This is a genomic window from Hydrogenophaga sp., from assembly GCF_019264445.1.
Taxonomy (GTDB): domain Bacteria; phylum Pseudomonadota; class Gammaproteobacteria; order Burkholderiales; family Burkholderiaceae_C; genus Hydrogenophaga.
The window spans coordinates 51,137-69,270 of record NZ_JAHVAB010000021.1; the positions used below are offsets into that span (position 1 = coordinate 51,137).

17 protein-coding genes are annotated in these 18,134 nt (G+C 66.7%); 5 read left to right on the forward strand and 12 right to left on the reverse strand.

All coding sequences use genetic code 11. From position 1 onward, the window contains the following. Position 1 precedes the first annotated feature (1 nt). From KXJ60_RS02745 to KXJ60_RS02765, 5 genes are read right to left on the reverse strand one after another with little or no spacing between them, the layout of a single operon-like run. Positions 2 to 2,359, reverse strand: coding sequence for a xanthine dehydrogenase family protein molybdopterin-binding subunit (locus KXJ60_RS02745; RefSeq protein WP_291123878.1), 2,358 nt, complete (start codon positions 2,357 to 2,359; stop codon positions 2 to 4). Continuing rightward, on the reverse strand, positions 2,356 to 3,180 hold the full coding sequence (locus tag KXJ60_RS02750; protein WP_291123879.1) for an alpha/beta fold hydrolase: 825 nt from the start codon (positions 3,178 to 3,180) through the stop codon (positions 2,356 to 2,358). The genes KXJ60_RS02745 and KXJ60_RS02750 overlap by 4 nt, the downstream gene beginning before the upstream one ends. Beyond that, positions 3,177 to 4,016 (reverse strand): 2,3-dihydroxyphenylpropionate 1,2-dioxygenase, encoded by an 840-nt coding sequence (locus tag KXJ60_RS02755; protein ID WP_291123880.1) that lies wholly within the window; start codon positions 4,014 to 4,016, stop codon positions 3,177 to 3,179. The genes KXJ60_RS02750 and KXJ60_RS02755 overlap by 4 nt, the downstream gene beginning before the upstream one ends. After that, the gene (locus KXJ60_RS02760) at positions 4,009 to 4,320 is read right to left on the reverse strand and encodes a subunit of meta cleavage enzyme (RefSeq protein ID WP_291123881.1); all 312 of its coding nucleotides are present in this window, start codon (positions 4,318 to 4,320) and stop codon (positions 4,009 to 4,011) included. Before KXJ60_RS02760 ends, KXJ60_RS02755 begins: the two co-directional genes overlap by 8 nt. Continuing rightward, entirely contained in the window at positions 4,317 to 5,546 is a 1,230-nt protein-coding gene (locus KXJ60_RS02765) for an alpha/beta fold hydrolase (protein WP_291123882.1), read from the reverse strand. Before KXJ60_RS02765 ends, KXJ60_RS02760 begins: the two co-directional genes overlap by 4 nt. A gap of 281 nt (positions 5,547 to 5,827) precedes the next feature. Here KXJ60_RS02765 and KXJ60_RS02770 point away from each other — a divergent pair, with 281 nt between their 5' ends. The 4 genes from KXJ60_RS02770 (at position 5,828) to KXJ60_RS02785 (ending at position 8,988) form a co-directional block, all read left to right on the forward strand. Next, positions 5,828 to 6,694, forward strand: a complete 867-nt coding sequence (locus tag KXJ60_RS02770) for a 3-keto-5-aminohexanoate cleavage protein (RefSeq protein ID WP_291123883.1) — start codon at positions 5,828 to 5,830, stop codon at positions 6,692 to 6,694. Positions 6,695 to 6,734: 40 nt separating this feature from the next. Then, a complete protein-coding gene (locus KXJ60_RS02775) occupies positions 6,735 to 7,853 on the forward strand; it encodes an FAD-dependent oxidoreductase (RefSeq protein WP_291123884.1) in 1,119 nt (372 codons plus the stop codon). A 31-nt stretch (positions 7,854 to 7,884) separates the two neighbouring features. After that, the gene (locus KXJ60_RS02780) at positions 7,885 to 8,451 is read left to right on the forward strand and encodes a carbon monoxide dehydrogenase subunit G (RefSeq protein WP_291123885.1); all 567 of its coding nucleotides are present in this window, start codon (positions 7,885 to 7,887) and stop codon (positions 8,449 to 8,451) included. An 87-nt stretch (positions 8,452 to 8,538) separates the two neighbouring features. Beyond that, positions 8,539 to 8,988 (forward strand): porin, encoded by a 450-nt coding sequence (locus KXJ60_RS02785; protein ID WP_291123886.1) that lies wholly within the window; start codon positions 8,539 to 8,541, stop codon positions 8,986 to 8,988. A gap of 55 nt (positions 8,989 to 9,043) precedes the next feature. On the opposite strand, the gene KXJ60_RS02790 is transcribed toward KXJ60_RS02785, so the two are convergent. The 7 genes from KXJ60_RS02790 to KXJ60_RS02820 form a co-directional block, all read right to left on the reverse strand. After that, positions 9,044 to 10,258 (reverse strand): MFS transporter, encoded by a 1,215-nt coding sequence (locus KXJ60_RS02790; RefSeq protein WP_291123887.1) that lies wholly within the window; start codon positions 10,256 to 10,258, stop codon positions 9,044 to 9,046. Positions 10,259 to 10,494: 236 nt separating this feature from the next. Continuing rightward, positions 10,495 to 11,430, reverse strand: a complete 936-nt coding sequence (locus tag KXJ60_RS02795) for a nitronate monooxygenase (protein ID WP_291123888.1) — start codon at positions 11,428 to 11,430, stop codon at positions 10,495 to 10,497. Continuing rightward, positions 11,427 to 12,407 (reverse strand): nitronate monooxygenase, encoded by a 981-nt coding sequence (locus KXJ60_RS02800; RefSeq protein WP_291123889.1) that lies wholly within the window; start codon positions 12,405 to 12,407, stop codon positions 11,427 to 11,429. Before KXJ60_RS02800 ends, KXJ60_RS02795 begins: the two co-directional genes overlap by 4 nt. A gap of 16 nt (positions 12,408 to 12,423) precedes the next feature. Next, positions 12,424 to 13,533, reverse strand: a complete 1,110-nt coding sequence (locus KXJ60_RS02805) for a CoA transferase (protein WP_291123890.1) — start codon at positions 13,531 to 13,533, stop codon at positions 12,424 to 12,426. Continuing rightward, on the reverse strand, positions 13,530 to 15,656 hold the full coding sequence (locus tag KXJ60_RS02810; protein ID WP_291123891.1) for an acetate--CoA ligase family protein: 2,127 nt from the start codon (positions 15,654 to 15,656) through the stop codon (positions 13,530 to 13,532). Before KXJ60_RS02810 ends, KXJ60_RS02805 begins: the two co-directional genes overlap by 4 nt. 38 nt (positions 15,657 to 15,694) lie before the next feature. Then, a complete protein-coding gene (locus KXJ60_RS02815) occupies positions 15,695 to 16,843 on the reverse strand; it encodes an acyl-CoA dehydrogenase family protein (RefSeq protein WP_291123892.1) in 1,149 nt (382 codons plus the stop codon). A gap of 39 nt (positions 16,844 to 16,882) precedes the next feature. Beyond that, positions 16,883 to 17,707: an IclR family transcriptional regulator gene (locus tag KXJ60_RS02820; protein ID WP_291123893.1), complete on the reverse strand. Its 825-nt coding sequence runs from the start codon at positions 17,705 to 17,707 to the stop codon at positions 16,883 to 16,885. Positions 17,708 to 17,897: 190 nt separating this feature from the next. On the opposite strand from KXJ60_RS02820, the gene KXJ60_RS02825 reads away from it, so the two are divergent. Continuing rightward, a partial coding sequence (locus KXJ60_RS02825) for a tripartite tricarboxylate transporter substrate-binding protein (RefSeq protein WP_291123894.1) occupies positions 17,898 to 18,134 on the forward strand: 237 nt, incomplete at its 3' end.

An 18,134-nucleotide genomic window follows, 5' to 3' on the forward strand; every position in this document is an offset into this window, starting at 1 on the left:
CTCAGCGGGCCTCCTGGCGCGTGCGCGCCGCTTCCAGCGCCTGCCACACGCGCAACGGCGTGGCCGGCATGTCGAGATGCGCGACACCGAGCGGGCGCAGGGCGTCCATCACCGCGTTCATGACGGCAGCGGGTGCCCCGATCGTTCCGGCCTCCCCCACGGCCTTCACGCCGATGGGGTTGGTCTTGCAGGGGATCTCGGCCATCTTCAGGTGGAAGCTGGGCATGTCATCGGCCCGCGGCATGCCGTAGTCCATGAAGCTGCCGCTGACCAGCTGCCCCGATTCGCGGTCATAGACCACGTGTTCCAGCAAGGCCTGGCCGATGCCTTGTGCCACCCCGCCGTGGATCTGGCCTTCGCAAATCATCGGGTTGAGGGCGCGCCCCACGTCGTCCACCGCGTGGTAACGGTCGACCCGCACCACGCCGGTCTGGGGGTCCACCTCCACCTCGGCGATGTGGCACCCATTGGGGAAGTTCGGCGGGTCGGTGTTCCAGGTGCCGGTGGCTTCCAGCCCCACGCCAAACTGCGCCAGCGGACCGGCCTTGATGAAGCAGGCCTTGGCGGCTTCCACGAACGGCAGGCGCTTCTCGCCGTCGGCCGTGCGGTACATGCCTTGCTCGTACACCAGCTGGGCGGCGTCGCACTTGAGCAGGAAGGCCGCCACGGGCCGGGCCTTTTCGATCACCTGGTCACAGGCCAGGCGCAACGCGCTGCCACCGATCATGGACGAGCGCGCCGCATAGGTCCCGCGCCCGTAGGACACCTTGTCGGTGTCGCCCTGCACATAGCGGATGCGGTTCACCGGCACGCCCAACCAGTCGGAGATCAGCTGCGAAAACACCGTGGCGTGGCTCTGGCCATGCGAGTGCGTGCCCGCCAGGATGGTGGCAGCGCCGCTGGGGTCAAAGCGCAGCGTCATCTGGTCGTTGAAGATGCCGCCTTGCTCGATGAAGAAGCCGATGCCCCGGCCCCGCAGCAAACCCCGGGCTTGCGACTGGCTTCGACGCGCGGCAAAGCCCTCGACATCCGAGAGCTGCTGGCACTGCTCCAGCAGCCCGGGGAAGTCACCGCTGTCGTACACGAAGCCGGTGTGGGTGGCGTACGGCAGCTGCGCGGGCTGAATGAAGTTGCGGCGCCGGATCTCGGCCGGCTCCAGGCCGAGTTCGGCGGCGGCCTCGTCCAGCAGGCGCTCGCACACGTACGTGGCTTCGGGGCGGCCGGCCCCCCGGTACGGTCCGGTCGGCGAGGTGTTGGTGAACACGCCCTCGTTCACACCAAAGTAGGCGGGCAGGTCGTACACGCCCGGCACGAAGCGCAGCGCGAAGTTCAGTGGTGCCACCGCCGCAGACACCACATAGGCGCCAAACGCGTGCAGGGAGCGCACGCGCAGGCCGAGCATCTTGCCCTCTGCAGTGAGCGCCAGCTCGGCGCGCACGCGCTGGTCGCGCCCGTGGTTGTCGGTGGCAATGCTTTCGCTGCGCGTGGGAATCCATTTCACCGGACGGCCGCACACCTGGGCGGCCCAGAGCACCAGGCCGTCTTCGGGGTACGCGTCGGCCTTCATGCCGAAGCCACCGCCCACGTCGGGCGAGACCACGCGCAGGGCGGTCTCGGCGATGTGGAACACGTTGGCAGCCAGCATCTGGCGCGCGCCGTGCGGGTTCTGCGAGCTGGTGTAGAGCAGGTACGAGCCGTCCGAGACGTCGTACGAGCCGATGGCGCCGCGCGGTTCGATCGAGTTGGCGCTCAACCGGTTGTTGGCCATGTCCAGCACCGTGACGTGCGCCGCCTGGGCAAACGCCGCCTCGGTCTGCGCCTCGTTGCCGTATGTCACCACGCAGCACCGGTTGCCGGGAGCGCCGTCCCACAGCTGGGGTGCGCCTTCCTTCACGGCGTCTTCCAGCGAAGTCACCGATGGCAGCTCTTCGTACTCGACCTCGATGAGCTCCAGCGCATCGCGCGCCTGTGCGGCGGTTTGCGCCACGACAAAGGCCACGCGGTCGCCGACGCAGCGCACACGGTCGGTGGCCAGCAAGGGGCGGTAGGTGCGGTAGCCCTTGGCGCCGCCCGAGTCTTCGGGCATGAACAGCGGGGGCATGCCGCCCAGCCCGGCGGCCTCCTGGTCGGCACCGGTCAACACCGCCAGCACGCCGGGTGCGGCGCGCGCCTGCCGGGCATCGATGGACACCACGCGCGCATGGGCATACGGCGAGAGCAACACCGCGCCATGCACCATGCCGGCGAGCTCGATGTCGTCCACATAGCGGCCCTGGCCAGTGAGGAAGCGCTGGTCTTCCACGCGCAGCATGGGCTCGCCTATCCGGGCCAGGGACGCATCGGGTGCACGGGCATTCATTTCAAGGTCTCCATTCTTTTGAGGCTGGGCGTGGCGTCGGGCACGAGCGCCGATTGCAGAAACTCGCCCACGCGTTCCGTGAACAGCAGGGGTTGCTGCACATTGCCGATGTGCCCGGTGTCTTCCAGGAGATGCAACCGGGCGTGGGGGATGCGGTGGGCCACGGCAGAGGCCACGGCCGATGGCACGGCGGCATCGGCCTGGCCAGCCACCACGAGGGTGGGCACCCGGATGGCGGGCAACCGGTCCAGGTGGTCCAGGCCCTGAATGGCACGGATCGCCATGACGTAACCCTGCGGGTCGGTGGCCTCGATCAGGCTGGCCATCCACTGCAGCGTGAGCGGCGCACTCTCCGAGAACGCGCGCGGAAACCAGCGCTCCAGCGTGGGCTGCGCCAGCTGGTCCATGCCGCTGGCCTCGAACTGCTCAATGCGCTGGTCCCAGATGGCACGAACGGTCTCATCGGTGCGGGCGCCGGCATGCGCGATCACCAGCGCGCTCACGCGGTGCGCGCGATCCAGTGCCACCGCCTGCGCCACCATGCCGCCAAGCGACACCCCCACGAACGCTGCCTGGGCAACGCCGAGGTGATCCAGCACCGCCAGCACGCGGTCGGCCATGTCGGCCAGCGTCAGGGGCTGCCTGGCCACGGCGCTGCGGCCGTGGCCGGGCAGGTCGATGGCGATCACCCGCAAGTCCACCGACCACGCGGGCACCTGGTGCGCCCACAACCCGCTGTGCGTGGCCAGCGAGTGCAGCAGCACCACCGCGGGCGCGTGCGCCGGGCCCGAGGCGTGAAAGTGCAGCAGTGGCTCGGTCATGTCGCGGCCCTTGCGGTCCAGCGGCCCAGGCCAATGCCGGTGTACCAGCTGGCCACACCCTTGTAGTACACCGGTTCGAAACGCGCCTGCAGCGCCTGCGCTGCACCGTGTGCCACCAGCCAGGTGCGAATTTCTTCGGCGCCGTTGCCGGCTTCGTTCACGTGGTCGGTGGCGTAGGCCACCAGCGCGGCATCGTCCTGCGCGCCCAGCAGCGCCATGAACCGGCGGTCAAACGCTTCATTGAGCAGGCCCATTCGCGGGGTGGCAATGTCGTGGCTGATGCCACCCGTGGCCAGCACCGACACGCGCTCACAACCGGTGTACGACTGCAGGGCCTTGCCCAGAAACTCGCCCCATTGCAGGGCTCGCGCCATGGGCGGCAGCGGGGGCTGCACGCAGTTCACCAGCAGCGGCACCACGGCGATGTCGGCCGCCATGCCAGCCAGATGCAGCGGCGTGAGCACACCGTGGTCGAGCGTGAGGTCCATCGAGAAGGACGGGTCGAAGCCGCTGTTGAGCGCCTCGCCCAGCAGGTGGGCACCCAATGCAGGGTCGCCGCGCAGCGTCTGCTTGCTGACCTTGAGCCAGTGCTCCACCGGCGTGGGGTACGAGGCCGCCGCGCCGATGCAGAACGCCGGGAAGTTGTTCATGAAGAAGTTGTGCACGTGGTCATCGGAGATGACGACCACGGCGTCCGGGCGTGCTGCCAGGATCTCTTCACCCACCTGGCGAAACGCCGCAAAGATCTCCTCGCGGTCCTGCGCGGGGATGGCGTCCGGGAAATTGATCATCACCGGCGTGTGGCTGGTGGCGTGAATGGACACGATCTCAGCCATGGGCGGCTCCTGGCTGTTCGCCCACGGCGCGCAGCGACTCGAGGAAGGTGCGCTCGGGAATGTGCAGGCCCAGGCAGTGCGCGCGCAGCAGGTAAGGGTTGACGCCCGCCAGGTACATCGCGCCGATGTCGTTGTCGCGAATGGCCGCTTTCAGCTCGGGCTCGAGCGGTATGTCCTGCATGTACGCGTCGGGACTGGCCTTGTAGCGCTCCAGGTGGCTGGCCTGGTGGTGCACATCGAAGAGCACCCGGTTCATCCAGTAGGCCTGCGGCGTCGGCATGTCCTGGCGCCAGTTGCGGCTCATGAGCGCACCCCTTGGCCTTGCACCTGGCGCACCAGCCACTCCACGATGGTGGGCAGGGTCTGCGGCGTGAGCCCCATGTGACCACCCGGAAACATGCGCACCGTTTTGGGTGATCCGTTTTCGGTCAGCAGGTGAATGTCGGCCACCGGGCACTGCTTGTCTTCCTTGCCATTGACGAGCAGCAGCGGTGCCGAGCGGTTGGCCAGCAGGCCCTGGTCGAGCAGCGAGAGGCGCTTGAAGAAGGCGATGTATTCCTCGTCGTTGACCGCGCCCAGCATCAGGCTGCGCGTCTCCACGAGTTCCATGAGGTAGCTGTCGGGGTAGCGCGAAGCAGCGATCCATTCGGGCTGGAACATGAAATGCGCGCCGCCGCCCCAGTTGACGGCGCCCGCGATGCGGTCGGGCACCAGGTGCGCGAGCTTGGTGGCCCAGTAGCCCCCGAACGAACGGCCCAGCAAGCCCAGTCGCTCGGCACGCCAGTCGGTGCGGGCCTGCATCCAGTCCATGACAGCGAGGAACTGGCGCTCGGCGTCCTGCACGCCGCGAATGGGCGACTCGCCGGTGCCGGCGTTGTCGATGGCAACGGTGGCCACACCCTGCGCCAGAAACGCGTCGCAGGCGGCGGTCATCTGTTCCTTGCAGGCATCCACACCACCCCACATCAGCACCACGGGCGGATGGCTCACGCCTGCAGGGCGACGCACCAGCGCCACCACGTGCCGGCCTTCGGACGCGCGACCCTCAAACGGAATCTCCACCCGTTCGATGGGCTCGGCCCAGTGGTGGCTGAGCTTCAGGTAGGTCTCGCGCTCGGCCACCGCACAGCGTTGCTTGGCAGGATGGTTGGGGCACGGAAAGCGCCCCATGAAGTACAGGCCCGTGGCCTTGGCATACAGCGCCTTCGCGCGCTGGGCTTCACCACGCGCTTCGCATTGCTGTGCATCGGCGCGCGCGGCGTCGCCCAGGTCGCCCCAGTAGCCGCCCCATGCGGCGCCATCGAGGCCGGGCACGCCATCGATCAGCGAAGGCCCTTCGACGGTGTCCAGCGCGTTCATGGGATGAAAGCGCGACACCAGCCGCTGCTTCATCCACGCCTTGGTTTCTTCCAGTGTTTTGGGTCGCTCGGTGACCCTGTTGTCGAGCACGGCTTGCGTCAAGAAAACCTCCAGTTCATCGTCCAGGCACAGGGACGAAGGCGTGCGACCTTGTCCTCTGGCGAATGGCATGAATGCTAGGTTTTCAAGCGTTTTCGGGTTATTCCAGATTGGCTTCTGAACTTGCCTCTGAGTGCACCAGGCATCGGGATTTCCCTGAGTCGATGCGACCCGCGTGCCGTGGGCTGCGCTGATGTTTTCGAACGACAGAAACACCCGGCCGCGGCGCGATTTGACTGGGCCTGAGCCCACTCTTTTCTGCGGTGGTGAAAGCGCCTTTGCGGCGTTGACCCTGTGTCGTCCCTCCTCGCTTAATCGCGACCCTGATGGAGACAACGACGACAGACGCCACCATGAATTCACACACCCACGCGGTGCCCGTTGGGGCGAGCGCCATGCAGAACCCGGTCGTGATCTGCGTCGCCCCCAACGGCGCACGCCGCACGCGCAAAGACCATCCCGCGCTGCCCATGACGGCTGCCGAGCTGGGCGCCGAAGCCGCGGCCTGCCTCGCGGCGGGCGCCAGCGTCATGCACCTGCATGTGCGCAACGAACAGGGCAGCCACTCGCTGGACGTGGACCGCTACCGCGCCGCCATCGACAGCATTCACACCCGCACGCAAGGCCGTCTGCTGGTCCAGATCACCACCGAAGCGGTGGGCATCTACCAGCCCGCCGAGCAGATGGAAGTGGTCCAGCGGCTCAAGCCCGCGGCGGCATCGGTGGCGATCCGCGAGCTCGTGCCGGATGCGTCTGCGCACGCCGAGGCGGTCCGCTTCTTTGAATGGTGCGCAGGCCACGGCGTGGCGCTGCAGTTCATCGTCTACACCCCGCAAGAGGCGGCCACCCTGCAACAGATGGCCCGCCGTGGCGAGCTCGGCTGCGACCGGCCCAACACCCTCTTCGTGCTGGGCCGCTACACCGAAGGACAGCGCTCTTCAGCCACCGACGTGCTGCCCTTCCTGGCGGCGTGGGACAGCACGAGTCCCTGGTCGGTGTGCGCCTTCGGCCCGACAGAGGCGCTGTGCATGACGGCGGCCATGGGACTGGGCGGCCATGTGCGCGTGGGTTTCGAAAACAACCTGCTGCGCGCCGATGGCAGCACCGCCCTGAACAACGCAGACCTGGTGTCCAACGTCGCGGCCATCGCGCGCCACAGCGGCCGCGGTGTCGCAGGCATTGAAGAGGCGCTGCACGTATACGGCGCACGCGCCGGCTGACGACACCGCACCTCACCCATATCTCACCGAAAGGCAACACATGGCTCAACGCGCATTGATCGTGGGAGGCGGCATTGGCGGCATGTCCACCGCCATCTCGCTTCGAAAACAAGGCATCGAGGTCGACCTCATCGACCTGGACCCGCAGTGGCGCGTGTACGGCGCCGGCATCACCATCACCGGCGCCACGCTGCGCGCGTTCAAGGCGCTGGGCATTCTCGACGCGGTGATGGCGCAGGCCTACACCGGCGAAGGCATCCAGATCTGCGACGTGAACGGCCACCCGCTGCACAGGGTGCCCACACCCGTGGCTGCCGGCAGCGACACCCCGGGCTGCGGCGGGATCATGCGCCCCATCCTGCACAAGATCCTGTCGGCGCTGACGCTGGAGCTGGGAACACAAGTGCGCCTGGGCCTCACCGTGGACGCGATCGACTCCGATGCCCACGGCGTGAGCGTGAAGCTCTCCAACGGCGAGGCCGCGCGCTACGACCTGCTGGTGGGCGCTGATGGCGTCTTCTCGCGGGTGCGCACGCTGCTGTTTCCCGACGCGCCGCGGCCGCAATACACGGGCCAGTGCATCTGGCGCATCGTGGCACCGCGCCCGGCGTCCATCGAGCGGCGCCACTTCTTTCTGGGTGGGCCCGCCAAGGTGGGCCTGACCCCGGTCTCCAGCACCGAGATGTACATGTTCTACCTGGAGACCACGCCCAAGCGCGTGCCGCTGCCTGAGAGCGAGCTCCCGCGCGAACTGCATCGCCTGCTGGACGGCTACGGCGGCATCCTGAGCGAGATCCGTGAGGGCCTGGGCGCGCACTCCCAGGTGGTGCTTCGTCCACTGGAAGGCTTCCTGCTTCCGCGCCCCTGGCAAAAGGGCCGGGCCATCCTCATCGGCGACGCTGCACACCCCACCACACCGCAACTCGCCTCGGGTGCCGGACTCGCGGTGGAGGACGGCCTCGTGCTGGCCGAAGAAGTCGCCCGCGCCAGCGATGTGGAGACGGCCTTCGACTGCTTCATGAAACGCCGCTACGAACGCTGCCGGCTGGTGGTGGAGAACTCGCTCGAAATCGGTCGGCTGGAGCAGCTGCGTGCACCGCCCGAGGCACAGACCCGCATCGTCAAAGAGTCCCTTGAGGTGCTCGCACAACCCGTCTGAGTCCGCGCTCGACCCACTTTCCCCTTCCCTCATGCAAATCGCCAACCAACAGACTCTGTCCGTCTCCCAGCAACAGGCCTGGGACGCCCTCAACCACATCGACGTGCTTCAAAAGGCCATCCCCGGATGCGAGTCGCTCGTGGAGACCGCACCCCAGCAATACGAAGTGCACATCCTGGCCGCTGTGGGCCCGGTCAAGGCCAAGTTCAAGGGCAAGCTCAGGCTCTCCGACCTGCAGCCGCCCGCGTCCTACCGCATCGATTTCGAAGGCCAAGGCGGGGCCGCCGGGCATGGCAAGGGCAACGCCAGCGTGCGCCTGGAGCCCACGTCGGCGAACACCTGCGTGCTGCACTACGAAGCCACTGCCACCGTCGGCGGAAAGATCGCGCAGATCGGCCAGCGGCTGGTCGACATGGCCGCCCAGAAGATGGCGGGCGAGTTCTTCCAGAACTTCAACGCCGCACTCGAACAGCTCTACCCCGCACCCGTGGCCGCCTCACCCGAGTCGCCGGCCTCATCGGCCCCCACCCCGTCGCCGCCACGCCAGCCAGGCTGGTGGAACGCCCTTCGGCGCTGGTTTGCGCGCGCTTTTGGCTGAGCTGGCCGCGCCCCTTTTTTCCTTTCCCCCCACGCGGCGCCCCGGGCGGGGCGTCGCCCTTCAACCCCCGAGAAAGAGAGAGACATCTTGAAAACGAAACTGGTTCTACTGAGCGCGCTGGCCGCCCCCTGGGCCTACGCCCAAGCCCCTGCCGGCGTGACGCTGTACGGCGTCATCGACAGCGGCGTCGAACACATCACCAACGTGGGCGCCATGCGCCGCGACAACGAAGGCAACGCCGCCACACCAAAGAGCGACCTGCTGTTTGTCGGTGCCACGTACAACGTGACGCCCGCATTCGCTGTGGACGCCGAGTGGTTCCGGCAGGACTTCAAGAACAGCGCCAACCAGGCCAACCTGCTGGTGGTGCGTGGCACGTACTCGCTCTCCAAGCGCACGGCGGTGTACGCCTCGCTGGGCCGCATTTCCAACGACGGCACGCTGGCGGTCTCGGTCAGCGGCACGGCGCCTGGCAGCGCACCGGCTGCAGGCGCCAGCCAGAGCGGCTTGATGCTCGGCGTGCGCCACAACTTCTGATCGGGTCTTCAGGGTTTGAAGCCGACCACCGCTGTGGTCGGCTTTTTTTATGGGCTCACGCGCGCCGCGCGCCCAGGTACAGCACCGCGCTCGTCACCAGCAGCGGCAGGGCCAGCAACAGATACGCGGCCTTGAAGCCGCCCAGGTGCTGGATGGCCAGGCCGAGGGCCACCGGCCCCACCACGTTGCCCAGAAACGTGAAGAACAGCGTGCCGCCCGTGGCGGTGGCCGCCTGGCCGGGCGGCGCACGCCGTGCCACCTCGGCCAGATACACCCCGTTCCAGCCGATGGAGGCCATGCCGAACGCCAGCAGCAGCGCCGCCATGGCCAGCACCGGTACGGTCGACGACAGCAGCGCCATGACGATGGCGCAAGCGCCCATGATGGCGGCCAGCAGCGAGAGCGTGGTGAGGGCACCCAGCCACCGGTCGGCCACATAACCCCAGGCGATGCGCCCCACCACACCCCCCATCTGCGCCACCGACAGCAGCAAGCCCGCGAGCACCAGCCCGTAGCCGAGCGTCTCGTGCAGGTAGATCACCGTGTACGCCGTCACCAGCAGCTGCGCCATGGCAAAGAGAAACGAGCACAGGGCCATCTGCCGCAGCAGCGGCAGGGTGAGCACCATGCGCATCGGCCCGAGCAGCGACGCGACGTTCATCCGGGCGGCCTTCGCCAGCTCCACGTCCAGCGTACTGCGCAAGCGCTGCGAGAACGCGGCCATGGCCACACACGGGATGCAGAGCACCGCCAGCGCCACCTTCCAGCCAAAGGCCACGCCCATGCCGGGCGCCACCAGCGCCACCAGAAACACACCCAGCGGCACACCGGTCTGCTTCACGGAAAACACCAGCGAGAGACGGTGCGCCGGTGTCGACCTCGACAACAGGTGCGAGCTGGCCGGCGTGATGGGGCCGTAGCCCAGGCCGATGACAAAGGCCGACAGCAGCAACACGGGCCACACACCCACACAGGCCAACAGGAGGCCGCCGGCGCAGAGCAACAGGCCGGTCTGGCTCAGGCGGATGGCGCCCCAGCGCTGAATGAGCGGACCCGAGGTGATGGCGCCCACCATGGCCCCCAGATACACCACAGCCGCCAGCCAGCTGGCCACCGCCGCCGCCGACTGGTTCACATGCTGCGCGATCAGGCTGGCCAGCACGGGCATGGCCAGAGCGGCCATGCTCACCAGCACCTGAATGCCGGTGGTCAGGGCAAGTGTGAAAAACGGGCGTTGGTCGGGGGCGGGCGACGGCGGTGGGGCAGACAAGAAAGCCTTTGTGGGTGTGGGTCAGTGCATCGGGCGTGTTCAAAAAGCTTGAAGGCACAAAGCCGTCCACTTGCACTCCCTATGGCGTGCTGCGGCCAAGCGGCACGCACATCGAACCGGCGCATTCTTCCACAGCGGCGCAGCCGAACACATCGGTATGGCACTCGCGATGGGAGGCCACCGCGCATCGTCAGCGCGACAGATCGCAGGGTATTTCCGCGATCATCGCAGCCCGCTCATGCGCTCTGGAATTCTTCGCGCAAAGTGCAGACCAGGTCGCGCACTGGAGGCACCGCGGTGACACCAGACACCGAGTGGCCTGCGCTCCAGAGATCCGCCCATCGTTGAATCACGGCGCTTTCCGATCCGCCGCCAAACCTCTGCCGGGCCTCCTGCACCGACACCGTCTCGTCCAGCTCGGCCGGGTCCAGACCGACCTGGCGGATGGAGGGCGTGAGAAAACTGGCAGGCAGGCCAGTGAAGGCACGGGTGGTCAGGATGTCGTCGAGCGAACTCTGCGTGAGCATGGCCTTGTACGGCTCGCTGCCCAGGCTTTCCTGCGTTGCGATGAAACGCGTGCCCATGGAAACGAGATCGCAGCCCAGCACCATGGCCGCCTTCAGGGCCACGCCGTCCGACATGCCGCCGGCCAGCACCAGTGGTCCATCAAAAAACGCGCGCACGGCACGCACGAACGCAAAAGGGTTGGCCCAGCCGGTGTGTCCGCCTGCGCCCGCCGTGAGCAACACCAGCCCGTCGGCGCCTGCCTCGATGGCACGTTCGGCGTGGTGAACGGAGGCCACGTCGGCCAACACCAGGCATCCCCCTTCGTGCAGGCGCGGGATAACAGCAGCGGGCGAGCCCACGCTGGTGATGACCAGTTCGGTTTGGTGTCGCACGATCAGCTCGACCTCGGCCATGACACGCGCCGGGTCGCGCCGCATGATGAGGTTGGGGCAGAAGGGAGCGCTGCGTGGGTGCGCCTTCGCGTCCTGATGCAGCTCACGCAACCAACTGTCGAAGGTGTCGAGCGAATTGCAGTTGGCTGTCGGGAAGGCGCCGATGACACCCGCCCGACAGGCCGCCAGGGTCAGCTGCAAGCCGGAGATCCGCAGCATGGGCGCAGCGATGACAGGCACGGACAGACGGTCCATGAAGGGGAGTGATGTCATGGGGATACCAGTGAAGCGGTGCGCGTCAGCGAGGCATGCGCCTCGTCCATGAGCTCGCGCACGATGTCACGCAGGGGTTCGATGCGGTGGGCAAACGCGATAGAGGGGCCCAGAGACAGCATGCCGCGCTGCCAGTCGCCCAGGGCGTAGGCGTGATCGCGCGCCGTGCTGCCGCGAATGAGCTCACCGAAATCGGCATGGTCGCGCGCACCCGCGCGCTCGATTGCCTCGATCTGGCGTGCCGTGTCGTTGCGCAGCACGCGCCAGGTATTGCCGAGCGATTGCAGCAGTCGAACGGTGGAGTTTTCGTCGCAATCCAGCAGGTGCTCCTTGTAGGCGCGGTGGGTCTGGATTTCATCGCACACCAGAAAGCGGCTGCCGATCAACACGCCGTCCAGCCCCTGGGCCAGCACCGCCGCGATCTGGCGCCCGCGCCCGATACCGCCACCCAGCACCACAGGCACTTCGAATCGGTCCAGTGCCAGCGCGCCCATGAGCATGGTGGGAAGTTCGTTCGTGCCGGGATGCCCGCCCTCTTCCATGCCGACGAGCGCGATCGCATCGGCCCCCGCGCGCTCGGCCGACAACGCATGGCGGATGCTGGAGGCCTTGTGGACCACGATGGCGCCCGCGTCATGAAGTGCGGCGATCAGCGGTGTGGGGGCATAGCCGGCGGTTTCGAAATGGCGCACCCCCTGGCTCAGCGCCATCTCCATCCAGCGAAAGATGTCCGCGTTGGCTTCCGGGCGGCTTGAAAGCGTCAGGTTGACGCCGAACGGCTTGCCTTGCGTGAGCTCGGCGCATTGCTGCAGTGCCTGCGAGAAACCGGCATCACTGGCGAACGAGCGCGGCGTGATGTAGCCCATGCAGCCAGCATTGACCAGGGCAGCCACGTAGGGCGCGTCGGACAGCCACATCAACCCGCCGCCCAGGATCGGGTAGTCGATGCCGAGGAGTTGCGTGATGCGTGTGTGCATGGGGCTCGTCATGGCGCTACAGCGACGTGCTGCCCAGTGCGGGCGCCGCACCCAGCCGGCCCAAACCCATGCCGGCCAGTGGCACAGGGTAGCGCGCCAGTGGCATGTCGGTCCGGTGTGGCTCGAACTTGTCGCGTCGCGCGAAAGCAGGCGAGTCACCCAGCCGGGCAGGCTCGACCACGGGTGCGACGGGCACGTCGTGCCGCTGCAGCAGATCAAAGGCTTCGCGGGCATCTCGTTGCATGAGCGCCTGGGCAATGCTTCGGTTGATGGCCTCGGCGTGTTCCTTGCGCTGCTTGTGCGATGCGTACGCCGGCGCGCTGAAAGAAATGAGGTCGAGCGCAGTGCACAGACGTTGCCAGAAGTGGTCTTCCAGAGCGGCAACCGAGAGGTAGATGCCATCGCGGCATCGGAACGCACCGTAGGCCGGCTTGACCAGCGTGGCCGCACGCTGTGCGTCCAGCGTGTCGGCCCCCGCCTGCCGGTAGCTGCCGATGCGCGGATTCATCCAGTGCAATGCGCAGTCCGCAAGCGCCACATCCAGATGCTGCCCCTGCCCCGTGACCTGGCGCTGGAACAGGGCGGCAAGCGTGGACGACAGCGCATACATGGCGCCACACAGGTCGGCCACGGGCAGCCCGAAGTTCAACTCCGGCGCACCGCCAGGCGCACCCGAGACCGCCAGCACGCCTGCCGCTGCGAGGTAGTTGATGTCGTGCCCGGGCAGGTCGGCCCATGGACCGGTCTGACCGTATCCGGTGAGCGAGACGTACACCAGGCGCGGATAGCGCTCGCGCAGCGTCGCAGCGTCCAGACCAAGGCGTGCCATGACGCCTGGCCGGTAGGACTCGACCAGCACATCTGCCGTGGCCACCAGGGCCTGCACCCTCGCCCGCTGGGTGTCGTCCTTGAGGTCCAGCAGCACGCTTTGCTTGCCACGGTTCATGGCCTCGAAGGCCCCAGCGCCCAGGTGGCGTGCATTGTCCCCGTGGGGTGGGCGTTCCACCTTGATCACCGTGGCACCCATCTCGGCAAGGCTCTGGGTGAAGAAGGGCCCCGGCAACAGCTCGCTGAAATCGAGCACGGTGATGCCGTGCAATGGCGGTGCAGATGGCGTTGTCGTCATGCCGTCTGCTCCGTGTCGATGCGCTCGATGATCACGGCATCCAGCGGAATCGCGCCCTCACCGACAGCACCCACCCACACCGGGTTGAGGTCCATTTCCTCGATGCGGTGCGCATGGGCCACCACGAAATCGGAAATGCGCAGCAGCAGCGCCTCCAGGGCGGCGACATCCGCTGCAGGCCGGCCGCGCGCGCCATCCAGCAGCGGGAAGCAACGCATCTCTCGCACCATGGCAGATGCGCTGGCCGCATCCAGCGGCAGCATGCGGCGCGTCACATCGCGCAGGATCTCGACAAAGATGCCCCCCAGCCCGAAGGTCATCACGTGGCCGAACACCGGATCGTGCGTCACACCCACCATCAGCTCGGTGCCACCGCGCGGCGCCATCTTCTCGATCAGCAGGCCATCGATCGTGGCATCCGGTCGCGCGCTGCCCACCGAGGCCATGATGCTCGTCCACGCCTGGGCTACCTGCGCCGCATCCTGCAGACCGATCTTCACACCGCCCACATCGGACTTGTGCACGATCTGCGGGCTCACGATCTTGGCCACGACGGGGTAGCCCATGCCATCGGCGAGCGACTGCGCCTCTTCGACCGTTCGGGCCAGGCCATTGGGCAACAGCCCCACACCCGCCGCCAACAGCTGACGCTTTCCTTCGGTTTCCGACAAGGCCTTGGTGGAGGTGGCCAGCGCTCGTGTGGTGGACAGGGTGCGGGTCGCCAGCGTGGGGTGGGCCCGCTTCCAACGGCCGTACTCCACCCAGCGGCGGATGGCCTTCATCGCCTTGCCCACCGAACGCGGCGGAGCAAACCCGTTCTCCACCAGCATGCGATAGCCCTCACCCATGCGGTCGCTCATCCAGATCGGCACGATGGGCGTGTCGCACGTCTTCTGCGCGGCGATGATGGTGCGCGCCATCTGGATCGTGGTCTCGCCGTAGTCCAGCGCAATCGGCACGATCACGCAGCCCAGGTTGGGGTCGTTGGCCACCGCGCTGAGCGTCTTCTCGATCAGGGCCGAGTCGCTCAGCACCGCTGCGGTGGTGTCGACCGGGTTGTCGATGGCAGCGTAGTCGGGCAGTGTCGTGCGCAGCACGTCCCGCGTGTGCGGCGCAAAGGTGGCCAGCGTGAGGCCCGAGAGACCGACCGCATCGGCCGTGAGCGCCGCCGTGCCGCCAGACGATGTGTAGATGGCCAGGCCTTCGGCGGCCGCCGGCTGGGCACGGGCAAACAGCCAGGCCGTGTCCACCAGTTCGTCGATGTCGTCCACCTCGATCACACCAAACTGGCGGAACACCGCACTGTTCACCTCGGCCGAACCCGTGAGCGACGCCGTGTGCGACTGGGCCGCCCGCTGGCCATATTCGGATTTGCCGACCTTCAGCGCGATCACCGGCTTGCCGTTGGCGGCCGCACGCTGAATGGCCGCCACGAACCGTGCGCCGTCCTTGATGCCTTCAAGCAGCGTGACGATGACCTTGATGTCGGGCGCGTCCGCCATGTAGTCAATGAAGTCCGCCACCTGCAGGTCCACCTCGTTGCCCGTGGAAGCCCACAGACCGATGCCGATGCCGCGGTCCATGGCCTGCATCACGTTGCGCCCCAGGCCACCACCCTGCGTGGCCAGGCCAATCGGCCCCTTGACCAGATCGTGCGGAAACGAGGGCGAGAAGGTGAGCCCCAGGCGGTGATTGACGTTGGTCAAGCCGGGGCAGTTGGGGCCGTACAGGCGCATGCCGCCTGCATCGGCAATTTCCTTCAGACGCATCTGGGCCCGCTCGCCCTCTTCGCCAGCCTCGCCAAAGCCAGAGGTCAACACGATGGCAAACAACACGCCGCGAGCGGCGCATTCCTCTGCCACCGCCAGCACCCCGGAGGCCGGCACGACGATCACCGCCAGATCGGGCGTGGCCGGCAACGACGCCACGCTGGGCCAGCAGCGCCGGCCTCGAATCGCGTCCCGGGTGGGGTTCACGAGATAGAGGTCACCATCAAATTCGGAATGGTCCAGCAGGTTGGTCAGCGTGCGTTCGCCAATGCTGTTCTGGCGATCCGATGCGCCCACGAGGGCGATGGATCGAGGTCGGATGAGCCGGGAAAGATCGGTCAAAAGTGTCTCCATGTTTTGGGTGCAGGTGGCGCGTGGCACAAAGGCCGCGCTCAGACAATGGCCGACATGCCGAGGATCTCGCGACCCACAATGAGGGTCTGCACTTCCGTCGTGCCTTCCGGAATGGTTCCGCCGCGCGTGTCGCGGAAGATGCGCTCGATGGGGTAGTCGGTGGCATAGCCCAGGCCGCCGTGCACCTGCAAGGCCATGCTCGCCACTTCGTGCGCGGCTTCGGTGGCATACAGCTTGGCAATCGAGCAGGCGGTGCGCGCATCTTTGCCCGCATCCAGCGCAGCGGCTGCGCGCAGGCTCAGTGCGCGAGCGGCCTCGACGCGTATGGTCATGTCGACGATGAGTTTCTGCACCAGCTGGAAGCTGCCGATGGGCTTGCCGAACTGCGTGCGCGTTCGGGCGTAGTCGATGGACAGATCCAGCGCAGATTGCGCTGCGCCCACAGCTCCCATGGCAATGTTCACCCGGGCGCTGTCCAGGCCCTTGAGCATCTTCTTGAGTGCCTGGCCTTCTTCACCCAGCAGGTTCTCGCGAGGCACCTTCACGTTGTCGAAATTCAGCTCGGCCGTGCCGGTGCTGCGCAGCACCATGGTGTCGACGTTGCGCACCTCGTAGGGCGACACCGAGCGCTCCACCAGAAACGTGGAGAGCTGACCCTGGCAGTCCGGGCTGTATGTGCGGGCCACGACGATGCCGAAGTCGGCAAAGGCGCCATTGGTGATCCACAACTTGCGGCCATTGAGAACATAGTGATCGCCCTGCAGCTCGGCGCGAGTCTGCACCTGCGCAATGTTCGACCCCGTGCCAGGTTCGCTGATGGCGTTGAACACACTGCGCTCCGAAGCCATCAGCGGCTTGAGGAATCGCTCGCACTGCTCCGGCGTGGCTTCGGTGGCCAGTTTGTTGATCGCGGCATTGGTGATGTTCACCATCGTGCGCATCGACAACCATGTGTAGCCTGCCTCTTCCATCAGCATGGCCCAGCTCATCTGGTCCATGTCCATGCCGCCCATGGACTCGGGCAGGCGCCCCCCGATGTAGCCGAACTCGGAAAGACGCTTCAGAAGCTCGAAAGGGAAGGTCTTGTTGCGGTCGTGCTCTGCCACCCTGGGTGCCACCTCACTCTTCATGAAGCGGCGCACGCTGTCGCGCAGCATCTCCTGGTCGGCATCGGGTACGAAATACATGGCATGTCTCCTGTCGGTGGTTTGAAGATGCCCCGCGTGCTACGCGGGGCCGGATGGCTTGGCCGCACCGCGCCGGGCCGGTGAGGTTCGGGCGGCGGGCGGCGATGCGGGGGTGGACGCTGTGCTGCGGGGGTGGAACACAAGGGCCTGCACCTCCTTGAGTGCCTGCAGGCACACATCGCGATGCTGGCGCATGCGGTCGGTCGGGCCTGCGATGGAGATCGCCAGCGGCTCGTCGCCCACGAAACCCGCCACCGCCAGCGCAGAGAGACCGTCGGCACCCTCGTTCTCCACCCACATCCATCCCTGCTGACGGGCCTGCTCCACCTGGGCCTGCAGCACATCGAGATCGGTGATGGTCCCGGCCGCAATCTTTTTCAGCGGCTTGAGTCGCAGCTGCCGTGCGGCCTCCTCGTTGGTACCGAGCGACAGCTCTGCCTTGCCCAGCGCCGACACGTGCAGGGCAATCTTGTTGCCCACGTTGCCCACATAGCGCAGCGGGTGCGTGCCCTCGGCGAACGCCAGCATCTTGACCACGCCCCCTTCGAGGCGGCCACAGATGCCCGTCTCCCCCGTCTTGGCACGCAGCATTTCGCAGGCCTCCGAGGCCACCGCGTACAGCGGATCGCCCCTGGAGATGTCCTGGGCAATCGTCAACAGACGCGCCGTGGGATAGAAGCGCCTGCTGCGCGCCGTGCGCAACAGGTAGCCCATTTCATGCAGCGTGTGCAGAAGGTCAGAGCAACTGCTCTCGGGCAAGTCCATCAGGCGCGCGAGGTCCGAATTGGACAGCTCACGGCGCTCTCTGGCGAAGACTTCCAGCAAGGACATGGTGCGGGCGGCGGCAGGAACGAGTGTCGGCATGATTTGCTCCGGTATTTCGTAGAGATTTACGAATAATAGCGGCGAAAAAGCACGATTCCACAAGTGATTTAGACGTAATTTTCAGGATTCTTCTGGATGAAATGCAGATTTCGACACTTGCATTTCTACGATATTTTGAAGTATTCTACGACCAGCCACGATATTGTGGCAACAAAAAAAGGAGACAGACATGCTCAACGCTGCCCGCAAACTGGTGGTGGTTCTCGTCGGGGCATTGGCCCTCGGCTCGGTGCAGGCCTCTGGTGACTGGCCTGCCAAGCCCATCACGTTCATCGTGCCGTTCACGCCCGGCGGCATAACGGACCAAACCTCGCGGCAGCTCGCCAAGCTGCTCAGCACGCAGCTCGGCCAGCCCGTCGTGGTCGACAACCGGCCTGGTGCAGGTGGTTCCATTGGCGTCGAGGCG